Below are 10421 nucleotides of genomic sequence, written 5' to 3' on the forward strand. Positions count from 1 at the left end.
CGGCGGAGGTGCTCGGCGTCATCCACCTCAAGGACACCGTCAAGCCCGGGATGAGGGAGCGGTTCGCCCAGCTGCGCGCCATGGGCATCCGCACGGTGATGGTCACCGGTGACAACCCGCGCACCGCGGAGGTCATCGCCGCGGAGGCGGGGGTGGACGACTTCCTCGCCGAGGCCAGGCCCGAGGACAAGCTCGCGCTGATCCGGCGCGAGCAGGCCGGGGGCGCGCTCGTCGCCATGACCGGTGACGGTACCAACGACGCTCCGGCGCTGGCCCAGGCCGACGTCGGTGTGGCGATGAACACCGGGACCCAGGCCGCCAAGGAGGCCGGGAACATGGTGGACCTGGACTCCGACCCGACCAAGCTCATCGAGATCGTGGAGATCGGCAAGCAGCTGCTCGTCACGCGCGGCGCCCTGACCACGTTCTCCATCGCCAACGACGTGGCCAAGTACTTCGCGATCATTCCCGCGATGTTCTCCGCGGTGCTGCCCGCGCTGGACCGGATCAACATCATGGGCCTGGCGTCGCCGGAGTCGGCGATCCTGTCCGCGGTGATCTTCAACGCCGTGATCATCGTCGCCCTGGTCCCGCTCTCCCTGCGCGGGGTCAGGTTCCGGCCCCGGAGCGCGGCGCGGATGCTCCGCCGCAACCTGCTGGTCTACGGGCTCGGCGGCCTGGTCGCCCCGTTCGTCGGCATCAAGCTCATCGACCTTCTCGTCTCCGCGATCGGGGTGTTCTGAGATGTTGCGCCAACTGACCGCCGGGCTCGGCGTGCTGACGGTGTTCACCTTGGTCACCGGGGTGGTCTACCCGTTGGTGGTCACCGGGATCGCCCAGGTGGTCCTCCCCTCCCAGGCCGACGGGTCGCTCGTCGAGCGCGAGGGGGAGGTGGTCGGGTCGTCGTGGATCGCCCAGGGCTTCACCGGGGAGGAGTACTTCCACCCGCGTCCCTCGGCGATCGACTACGCAGCCGAGGACAGCAACGGCAGCAACCTCGGACCCACCGACCCCGGGCTGCTCGACAGCATCGACGAGCGGGCCGCCGACTACCGTGCGGCCAACGGCCTGGCCGAGGACGCGGAGGTCCCGGTGGACGCCGTCACGGCCTCCGCCTCCGGACTGGACCCGCACATCTCGGTCGCCAACGCGCGGCTCCAGGCGGAGCGGGTCGCCGAGGCACGTGGACTGGACCCGGAGCGGGTCATGGACTTCGTGGACCTCCACACCTCCGGGCGCGCCCTCGGCTTCCTGGGGGAGCGCGGAGTCAACGTCCTGGAGCTCAACCTGGCCCTCGACGAGGCTTCGGCCTGATCACCGTCGGTGCCGTCGGACCCGTTCCGGCGGCACCGACGCGTACCATCGTCTGCGCACGAGGACCCGAAACGGACACCGAGGCGGTGATCCGGCAGGGGTGGAGGACTGATCACGCCATGGACACGGCGAACCGGATCCTGGTCGTCGACGACGACCCGCGGATCCGCAAGACCCTCGAGGTGAACCTGAGGGCACGCGGTTACACCGCCGACCTGGCGGGAACCGGTGAGGCCGCGCTGCGACTCGCGGCCCGGCACCACCCCGACCTCGTCCTGCTCGACCTGGGCCTGCCCGGCCTGGACGGGCTGGATGTCGTCCGTGGGCTCCGCGGCTGGTCGAGTGTGCCGATCGTCGTGCTGTCGGGACGCGACACCGAGGCGACCAAGGTGCGCGCCCTGGACCTGGGCGCTGACGACTACGTCATCAAACCGTTCGGCATGGACGAGCTGTTCGCCCGGGTCAGGGCGGCGATGCGGCGCTCCACACCACCGGAGGAACAGGCGGTGGTGGAGACCGCCGACTTCACGGTCGACCTGGCGACCAAGCAGGTCCTCCGGGCGGGCACGCGGGTCCGCCTGACCCCGCGGCAGTGGCACATCGTGGAGGTCCTCGCCCGGGAGGCCGGGCGCCTGGTCACCTACGAGCACCTGCTGCGCGAGGTGTGGGGTCCGGCCTACGGTCGCGAGACCAACTACCTGAGGGTCTTCATGACCCAGATCCGGCAGCGGCTGGGGCCCGACCCGCCGCGCCCGCGCTACTTCATCACCGACCCCGGTCTGGGGTACCGGTTCCTTCCCTCCGGAACGGCGAGCGGCGGCCTCGGCGGCGCGGAGGGCGCACGCGGAGGCCGGGAGTGATCACGCGGGGTCAGGGGCGCGTGGGGTCGCGCCTGTCCCGGCTGCGGTTGAGGGCGCGCAGACGGGCCGACCGCGCCCTCCGGGGGCTGTCCGGGTGGGCGAAGCCGCCCCAGCTGACGGCCGGGGCGTTCGCCTCGGCGATCCTGGTCGGCACGGTCCTGCTGTCACTGCCCGTCGCCACGGAGACGGGGGAGGCGCCCCCGTTCGTCACAGCGCTGTTCACCGCGACCTCCGCGGTGTGCGTGACCGGCCTGATCGTCGTGGACACACCCGTGTACTGGTCCACGTTCGGTGAGGTCGTGATCCTGGCACTGATCCAGGTCGGCGGCTTCGGCATCATGACGCTGGCCACGGTGCTGACCCTGGTGGTCGGCCGCAAACTCGGGCTGCGCATGGCCGTGCGCGCCAGGTCGGAGGCCAAGGCGCTGACCCTGGGGGACGTACGCCAGTTGGTGACGGGTGTCCTCCTGGTGACGGTCGTAGCGGAGTCGATCCTCGCGGCGGTCCTCTGGCTGCGCTGGTGGCTCGGCTACGGGGAGCCCGTGGGCCACGCCCTCTACCTCGGGGTGTTCCACGCGGTCTCGGCCTTCAACAACGCCGGGTTCGCCCTGTTCTCCGACAGCCTCGAAGGGTTCGTGGCGGACCCGTGGATCAGCGTTCCCGTGGCGCTCGCGGTCATCGCGGGCGGCCTGGGCTTCCCCGTGTGGGTGGAGCTGTGGTGGTTCACCCGTCGAAGGCGCAAGGCCTACCGGTGGTCCCTGCACGCCAGGATCACCCTGACCACCACCGCCGTGCTGCTGGTGGTCGGGTTCGTCGCCTTCCTCGCCCTGGAGTGGAACAACCCCGCCACCATGGGCGGGCTCGACCTGCGGGGCAGGATCCTCGCGGCGTTCTTCCAGGCGGTCATGCCGCGCACGGCCGGGTTCAACAGCCTCCCGTTCGGCGAGATGAACACCTCGACCCTGCTCGTCACCGACATCCTGATGTTCGTCGGCGGCGGCAGCGCCGGTACCGCGGGCGGGATCAAGGTGACCACCTTCGCCCTGCTGGCCTTCGTGATCTACGCGAACGTGCGCGGTGAGCCGAGCGTCCACGTGGCCGACCGCCGCCTCGCCTCGGGGGTCGCCTCGCAGGCCACCACCGTGGTCCTGCTCGCCGTCGGCCTGGTCATGACCTCGACCCTGGCGCTGATGATCATGACCCCGTTCACCCTCGACCAGATTCTGTTCGAGGTGACCTCGGCCTTCGGCACGGTCGGCCTCTCGACGGGCATCACGGGACAGCTGACGGCTCCCGGGGAAGTGCTCATCGTCTTCCTGATGTTCGTGGGCAGGATCGGCCCGATCACCCTGGCCTCGGCGCTCGCGCTGCGTCGGCGCGCGCGTCGCTACGAACTCCCCGAGGAACGCCCGATCGTCGGTTAGGCGGTGTCGGCCGCGGTCGTCCACAGGTGCCGTTCGGGTCCGTTGACCCCCATACCTCCCGGTCGGTATTTTGCGTTCCGGCGCGGCCCCGATCCGTGCCGAGAGGAGACCCGCGTTTCATGAGCGACCACATCCCCGGGGACACGGTGAGCACCGGCGACGCCCGCCGTGCCTGGCAGTCCCTGGAGCCCTACCACTCCATGATCTACTTCTCGCCGGAGGCCACCGCGGCCTACGAGGAGCTGGGTCTGAAGGCTTGGGCGGCCTACTTCGGCCCGCGCGCCGCCGCGATGGGCCCGGTGTCGGCCGAGGTCGTGGCCGCCACCTTCTACAACTTCAACCCCGAGATCGTCCGCTCGACCGTCCCCCAGGTGTGGGAGCTCGCCGCGCCCGAACGGATCCTCGCCGCTCGCCACGCCGCCGCGGACGCCACCCTGCGCCGCGTCCTGGGTGACACCGTCGACTCGCCGGAACTCGCCCGCGCGGCCGAACTCGCCCGCCGCGCGGCCGCTGCGGTGGCCGACGACGTCGCCGGTCGCCCGCTCTACGCCGCCCACGCCGCCCTGCCCTGGCCGGAGGAACCGCACATGGTCCTGTGGCACGCGCAGACCCGGCTGCGCGAGTACCGCGGCGACGGTCACGTCGCCGCCCTGGCACTGGCGGGCCTGAGCGGGTTGGAGGCCCTGATCACGCACGTGGTGGCCGGAAACGCCCTGCCCACGAAGCTGTTGAAGACCACCAGGGCGTGGTCGGACGAGGAGTGGGACCGGGCCACGGAGCGACTGCGCGAAAAGGGGTGGATCACCGACGAGTCCGATCCCGCGCTGACCCCCGAGGGGCGGCGGCGCAGGGACGAGATCGAGGAAGCCACGGACCGGTCGGCCCGGGCGCCCTACGCGGTCCTGGGCTCGGACGGTTGCGCGGAGCTGGCCGAACTCGGCGCGCCGCTGTCACGGCCGCTGATCGAGGAGCTCATGCCCTGGAGGGCGTCCAAGCGTTCCTGAGCGCCCAGGACCGGCCGGACGGCGCGCGACGCCGTCCGGCCGGTTCACTGCTCGAGGTCGGTCTTCCTCTGGAAGTACTCCTCACGGGAGATCTCGCCCGTGGCGTAGAGCCTCCGGAGTTCGGCCAGTGCGGGGTCCGTCGCCGACGGGCCCGGCGCGGCCGCGCCCCGGGAGCCTCCCGACCGGCTCAGCCAGACCGCGAGCGCCACCACGAGGGCGATGAGGAGGAGGGCGCCGAGAACCCACGCGCCCATCGCCCAACCGCCCATCAGCCACGGGTTCATCATTCCCGGACCCATCGGCCACGGATGTCCTCCCCAGCCATCCCCGTTCGCGGGGACGGACAGCAGAATCTGCCACATGATGGCTCCTCACTCCGTCCGGGTGCGTCCACCAGGAGGAACTCCCCCTCCACGCTACTCCCGGGCGCGCGGTCGGCCCAGGGCGCTCCCGGCCGCGGAGACGACGAGGGGCACGCTCCGGAGGGGTCCGGAAAGCGCGCCCGAGGAACGTCACGACAAAGCTCAGCCGCCGAAGACGGGGTAGTGGTCGGAGTAGTCCTCGTAGGTGTAGGACCGGCCCCACGACCAGACCGTCCACGGTTCGCTGTGCACGTCGCGCGTTTCGTTGACGTAGGACGCGGGCGCGGCGGAGTTGCGGATCGGCAGCACGTGGTCGAGGTGCTCCGACGGCCAGTCCGGGTAGTTGTAGCGGGCGATGGAGTTGGTCTCGGTGTCCCAGGAGTAGGGGGCGCCCGCGTGGGTCGGCTCGACGGCGTCGAGCCGCTTGAGGGCCTGCTCCCACTCCTGGCCGCCGCCGACGATGTTCAGGTCACCGGCGAGGTAGACGGGTTCGTCGTCGGGGACGGTGGCGTCGACGAAGTCGCGGATCTGGCCCAGTTGGTGGGTGCGGATCTCCTCGTCCTCACCGTCGGAGCAGGCGCTGTCCTCCGACTGCATGTGGGTGCCCAGGACGTGCAGGGGGCCGTCGGGGGCGTCGAGCTCCACGTAGGCGAAGCCCTTGTTGGCGAACCAGTCGGAGCCGCAGGCGCGGGTGAAGATGTGCTGCTCCCGCCGGGTGATCGGCCACGTGCTGTGGATGCTCACACCGCCGTTGGTCGTCGTGTAGGAGCGGTAGCCGGAGGTTTCGTCCCAGCCGTCGCGCGAGCGGCCGACCACGGGGGTGCCGTGCGGGTACTCCTCGGAGATCCCCTCGCGCAGGATCGCGGCCGAGGAGTTGTCGAACAGCTCCTGGAGCACCACGACGTCCTGGCCGGAGACGATGCCGTCCTGGACGATCAGGTCGGCGCGGATCGACTGGCCCCAGTTGGGGTAGAGCGCGGTGGGCAGCAGGTAGGCGTTGTAGGTGGTGATGCGGGGTGTCCGTCCGTCGTCGGCTGAGGCGGGGACGGCCGCGACGAGGAGGGGGATGAGTGCGGCGAGAATCATGGGGGCAATTCGTCTGTACACGAGGGCACAGCCTGACCATCCCAGAACGCTAACCGGGCACCAGTGGGTTACTTGTCGGTAGCGAAAGCGTGGCCGTTGGACCCCCGTGACCCGTCCCTTCACCATGGGTGCGAGCGTGGTGCCCCTGAGTCCACGCCGGCCGCCGCCGAGGACGGGCCGCGCACCGGCACTCGGAGCCGGTGCCGTCGACGGCGAGGGTAAAGGCCGCTCCCCAAAAGGACAATTCGCGCGGTCGTTCGGCGTTCGGCGCCTTGAGGTGGGCGACTGTCGAGGTACCCGTCGATCACCGATGACCCCGCACCTACGCCCGGAACATCAGCCCGCCCGACGGTACCCGCCCGGAAGGAACGGCCATGACACGGATCAGACCGACCACGGAGGACGGCCGGGCCCAAGGACCCCGTGCGCCGCGCCCCGGGCGGTGGCGGAGCAGCGGCGGCGCGCTGTTGCTCGCCGGCGTCGCTGTGGTCGCCCTGGGCGCCTTCGCCTCCGGGGTGGGGGCCGCGCCCGTACCCGCCGACCCCGCGCAGGAGGCGGACACCGTGGCGACGGGCCGCTGGTGGTCGATCCTGCCGCCCCTCCTGGCGATCGGCCTCGCGCTCGCGACCAGGCAGATCCTGCCCGCCCTGTTCGCGGGTATCTGGCTGGGAGCGTGGCTCCTGGAGGGGCTGTCCCCGGCCGGCCTGCTGACCTCACTGCTCGACTCGGCGGGCGTGTACGCCGTCGAGGCGCTCGCCGACCCCGATCACGTGATGATCGTGGTGTTCACGCTGATGATCGGTGGCCTGGTGGGGGTGATCCGCAAGAACGGCGGCACCGACGGGATCGTGCGCGCGGTGACCCGGTGGGCCGGTACCCCGCGCGGGGGCCAGACCGTCACCGCGGGCCTGGGCGTGGCCGTCTTCTTCGACGACTACGCCAACACGCTGGTGGTCGGTAACACGATGCGCCCGATCCTGGACCGGCTGAACGTGTCGCGGGAGAAGCTCGCCTACATCGTCGACTCCACGGCGGCGCCGGTGGCGACACTCGCGCTGCTGTCGACCTGGATCGGCTTCCAGGTGGTGCTGATCGACGACGCCGTCGCCGGGACGGGCCTGGCCATGAACGGCTTCGCGGTCTTCGTCGAGTCGCTGCGGTACGCGCTGTACCCGATCCTGGCGATCGTGTTCGTCTTCGCGGTCGCGCTGACGGGCCGCGACTTCGGTCCGATGCTGGCCGCCGAGCGCCGGGCGCGCTCCACGGGGGAGGTCCTGCGCGAGGGATCCCACCTGGGCGTCGGAGGGGAGGCGGACGAACTGGCCCCGGCCGAGGAGACGCCGCGCAGGCTGGTCAACGCCCTGGTCCCGATCCTGGTCCTGGTCGTCACCACGGTGGTCGGACTGCTCGCCACCGGGGAGGGCGACACCGTCATCGAGATCGTGGGGGCCGGCGACCCGTTCTCGTCGCTGCTGTGGGGGTCGCTCCTGGGACTGGTCGTGGCGGCCGCGATGAGCATGGGGCAGCGGATCCTGACCATGGGCGAGATCGTCGACGCGTGGTTCGCGGGTCTCAAGTGCGTGCTGTACGTGGTCATCATCCTGACCCTGGCCTGGGCTCTGTCCGACCTCACCGCCCGGCTGGGCACCGCGGAGTTCATCGCGGGCGCGCTCGGTGAGGCGATCCCGCTGTTCCTCCTCCCGGCCCTGCTGTTCGTGATCGCCGCGGCGGTGGCCTTCGCCACCGGGACGAGCTGGGGGACGATGGGCATCCTGACGCCGCTCGCGGTCCCGCTGGCCTGGGCCGCCCTGGAGGCGCGGGGGCTGGCCGCGCCCGACGGCCACCCCATCCTGTTCGCCGCCGTCTCGACCATCCTCGCGGGGTCGGTGTGGGGCGATCACTGCTCGCCGATCTCCGACACCACGGTCATCTCCTCCCTGGCGTCCCAGTGCGACGTCATCGACCACGTACGCACGCAGCTGCCGTACGCCCTGACCGTGGCCGGGGTGGTGCTCGTGCTGGGGCTGCTCCCGATCGGTCTCGGTCTGCCCTGGTGGGCGGCGCTGGTTCTGTGCGCGGTGGTCGCCGTGGTCGGGCTGAGGTTCCTGGGGCGGAAGGTGGAGTGAAACGACGAGACGACCCGGCGAGCGCGTTCACGCGCGAACAGGGTCGTTCCGGAGCGGAGTGGACCCTGGGCAAGCCAACGACAACCTCTGGGGCGAAGCCCCGCGTTGCGAGAGAGTGCCCCGCCCACCTCGTCGATCTGCGCGACCTCAACCGCAGGGGGTAGCTCGGGGGGTTCGGGGGGGTCTCCCCCCGGTAAACACGACGGACGACCCGGCGAGGGGGCCGAAGGCCCCCGAGCAGGGTCGTCCTGAGTCCGTGGGCGATACAGGATTCGAACCTGTGACCTCTACCGTGTCAAGGTAGCGCTCTAACCAACTGAGCTAACCGCCCTCATCTGGAGGATGAGATCCATGGAGCCGGAGACGGGAATCGAACCCGTGTGCAGGGATTTGCAGTCCCTTACCTAAGCCACTCGGACACTCCGGCAAGGAAGGGCACGAGGGCCTGCTCCGACCCGTGCGGGCCTCCTCGAGCGGACGACGGGATTCGAACCCGCGACCCTCACCTTGGCAAGGTGATGCTCTACCAGCTGAGCCACGTCCGCGTGTGATCCGGGCTCGGCCCGGATCGGTGTGGTCCACTCCGGGAGGGAACCACACCTTTTCCGAGCGGACGACGGGATTCGAACCCGCGACCCTCACCTTGGCAAGGTGATGCTCTACCAGCTGAGCCACGTCCGCGTGTGATCCGGGCTCGGCCCGGATCGGTGTGGTCCACTCCGGGAGGGAACCACACCTTTTCCGAGCGGACGACGGGATTCGAACCCGCGACCCTCACCTTGGCAAGGTGATGCTCTACCAGCTGAGCCACGTCCGCGTGTGATCCGGGCTCGGCCCGGATCGGTGTGGTCCACTCCGGGAGGGAACCACACCTTTTCCGAGCGGACGACGGGATTCGAACCCGCGACCCTCACCTTGGCAAGGTGATGCTCTACCAGCTGAGCCACGTCCGCGTGTGATCCGGGCTCGGCCCGGATCGGTGTGGTCCACTCCGGGAGGGAACCACACCTTTTCCGAGCGGACGACGGGATTCGAACCCGCGACCCTCACCTTGGCAAGGTGATGCTCTACCAGCTGAGCCACGTCCGCGTGTGATCCGGGCTCGGCCCGGATCGGTGTGGTCCACTCCGGGAGGGAACCACACCTTTTCCGAGCGGACGACGGGATTCGAACCCGCGACCCTCACCTTGGCAAGGTGATGCTCTACCAGCTGAGCCACGTCCGCGTGTGATCCGGGCTCGGCCCGGATCGGTGTGGTCCACTCCGGGAGGGAACCACACCTTTTCCGAGCGGACGACGGGATTCGAACCCGCGACCCTCACCTTGGCAAGGTGATGCTCTACCAGCTGAGCCACGTCCGCGCGGCGAGTCCTTCCGGTCCGACCGGTCCTGCCGGCCGCCCCGCTCGCTGCGTTAAGAACTGTAGCGGATTCCTGGCCAAGCGCGAAATCGGCTTTCTCCGGGCGTGCTACCGCTCCCCCCGCGGCAGGCCTCGCACCCGCGGCCCGCCCCGGTCGGCCCGCCCGGATGACGCTCCCTACCTACTTCTCTACGTGCGCGGGGGTGGACGGCATGTCCGGGCGTGGCGGCGCCGAGAGGTATTGGCCGACCCTCTCGATCACCTTGTTCATCTCGTAGGCGATGAGGCCGACGTCGCTGTCGGCGTCCGACATCAGTGCCATGCAGGCGCCCTCGCCCGCCGCGGCCACGAACAGGAAGGCGCGGTCCATCTCGATGATGCTCTGGCGGATCCCGCCCGCGGAGAACTGCTTGCTCGCTCCGCCCGCGAGGCTGTGCAGCCCCGAGGCGATCGCGGACAGGTGTTCGGCGGCCGGGCGTTCCAGCCCGCTGGAGGTGGCCATGAGGAGTCCGTCGGTGGACAGGACGATGGCGTGCTGCGTACCGGAGGCGCGGGTGAGGAGGTCGTCCAGCAGCCAGCTGAGTTCTCCACGTGCAGTGCTCGGTGGGGTCATGGCTCTCTTTTGCTCTGTCAGTCGGTCGGGCGTGAGGGGACTCGCGCGCGGTGCGCGGCTGTCCCGCCCTGTGGGGGTGGCGGTCGACAGCGTGCACCGGTCCCGCATAAGCGTTGCCCAGATGATAGTCATTCGTAACTTATCTGTCCGGTCCGTTGGCCGTGACCGGGGTGGTCCGGAGGCGGGAGCCGGTCCCGTGACCAGTCGTGATGCCGTGTGAACAGCGAATCAGAAAGCAGACCGGCGGCCGGTGCCGGACACGGGGCTTGCCA

Annotated in this window: 9 protein-coding genes and 9 tRNA genes; 6 read left to right on the forward strand and 12 right to left on the reverse strand. The window is 70.3% G+C overall.

The window, feature by feature from the left end:
• The 5 genes from D471_RS0106870 to D471_RS0106890 all read left to right on the forward strand — a co-directional run.
• A partial coding sequence (locus D471_RS0106870; protein ID WP_017597938.1) for an HAD-IC family P-type ATPase occupies positions 1-743 on the forward strand: 743 nt, incomplete at its 5' end.
• A gap of 1 nt (position 744) precedes the next feature.
• Entirely contained in the window at positions 745-1314 is a 570-nt protein-coding gene (gene kdpC / locus D471_RS0106875) for a K(+)-transporting ATPase subunit C (protein ID WP_017597939.1), read from the forward strand.
• 119 nt (positions 1315-1433) lie between these two features.
• Complete coding sequence (locus D471_RS0106880) at positions 1434-2174, forward strand: response regulator (protein ID WP_017597940.1); 741 nt, start codon at positions 1434-1436, stop codon at positions 2172-2174.
• Positions 2171-3598 carry a TrkH family potassium uptake protein gene (locus tag D471_RS0106885; protein WP_017597941.1) on the forward strand — a complete coding sequence of 476 codons (1428 nt, stop codon included), beginning with the start codon at positions 2171-2173 and terminating at the stop codon, positions 3596-3598. The genes D471_RS0106880 and D471_RS0106885 overlap by 4 nt, the downstream gene beginning before the upstream one ends.
• A gap of 119 nt (positions 3599-3717) precedes the next feature.
• The gene (locus tag D471_RS0106890) at positions 3718-4602 is read left to right on the forward strand and encodes an SCO6745 family protein (protein WP_017597942.1); all 885 of its coding nucleotides are present in this window, start codon (positions 3718-3720) and stop codon (positions 4600-4602) included.
• Between the two features lie 44 nt (positions 4603-4646).
• Here D471_RS0106890 and D471_RS0106895 read toward each other — a convergent pair whose 3' ends face one another.
• Both D471_RS0106895 and sph read right to left on the reverse strand, forming a co-directional pair.
• Positions 4647-4964 carry an SHOCT domain-containing protein gene (locus D471_RS0106895; protein ID WP_338045322.1) on the reverse strand — a complete coding sequence of 106 codons (318 nt, stop codon included), beginning with the start codon at positions 4962-4964 and terminating at the stop codon, positions 4647-4649.
• Between the two features lie 162 nt (positions 4965-5126).
• Positions 5127-6050 (reverse strand): sphingomyelin phosphodiesterase, encoded by a 924-nt coding sequence (sph, locus tag D471_RS0106900; protein ID WP_017597944.1) that lies wholly within the window; start codon positions 6048-6050, stop codon positions 5127-5129.
• Positions 6051-6424: 374 nt separating this feature from the next.
• Here sph and D471_RS0106905 point away from each other — a divergent pair, with 374 nt between their 5' ends.
• Entirely contained in the window at positions 6425-8176 is a 1752-nt protein-coding gene (locus D471_RS0106905; RefSeq protein ID WP_017597945.1) for a Na+/H+ antiporter NhaC family protein, read from the forward strand.
• 257 nt (positions 8177-8433) lie between these two features.
• Here D471_RS0106905 and D471_RS0106910 read toward each other — a convergent pair.
• The 10 genes from D471_RS0106910 to D471_RS0106955 form a co-directional block, all read right to left on the reverse strand.
• Positions 8434-8507, reverse strand: a tRNA-Val gene (locus D471_RS0106910).
• Positions 8508-8528: 21 nt separating this feature from the next.
• Positions 8529-8603: transfer RNA gene (locus D471_RS0106915), tRNA-Cys, on the reverse strand.
• 45 nt (positions 8604-8648) lie between these two features.
• Positions 8649-8721: transfer RNA gene (locus D471_RS0106920), tRNA-Gly, on the reverse strand.
• A 63-nt stretch (positions 8722-8784) separates the two neighbouring features.
• Positions 8785-8857: transfer RNA gene (locus D471_RS0106925), tRNA-Gly, on the reverse strand.
• A gap of 63 nt (positions 8858-8920) precedes the next feature.
• Positions 8921-8993, reverse strand: a tRNA-Gly gene (locus tag D471_RS0106930).
• A gap of 63 nt (positions 8994-9056) precedes the next feature.
• Positions 9057-9129 (reverse strand) — tRNA-Gly (locus D471_RS0106935).
• Positions 9130-9192: 63 nt separating this feature from the next.
• Positions 9193-9265 (reverse strand) — tRNA-Gly (locus D471_RS0106940).
• 63 nt (positions 9266-9328) lie between these two features.
• A tRNA-Gly gene (locus D471_RS0106945) sits at positions 9329-9401 on the reverse strand.
• Positions 9402-9464: 63 nt separating this feature from the next.
• Positions 9465-9537: transfer RNA gene (locus D471_RS0106950), tRNA-Gly, on the reverse strand.
• A gap of 180 nt (positions 9538-9717) precedes the next feature.
• Positions 9718-10149, reverse strand: coding sequence for a roadblock/LC7 domain-containing protein (locus D471_RS0106955; protein WP_017597946.1), 432 nt, complete (start codon positions 10147-10149; stop codon positions 9718-9720).
• Between the last annotated feature and the right edge of the window lie 272 nt (positions 10150-10421).

The sequence above is a fragment of the Nocardiopsis lucentensis DSM 44048 genome (genome assembly GCF_000341125.1).
Taxonomy (GTDB): domain Bacteria; phylum Actinomycetota; class Actinomycetes; order Streptosporangiales; family Streptosporangiaceae; genus Nocardiopsis; species Nocardiopsis lucentensis.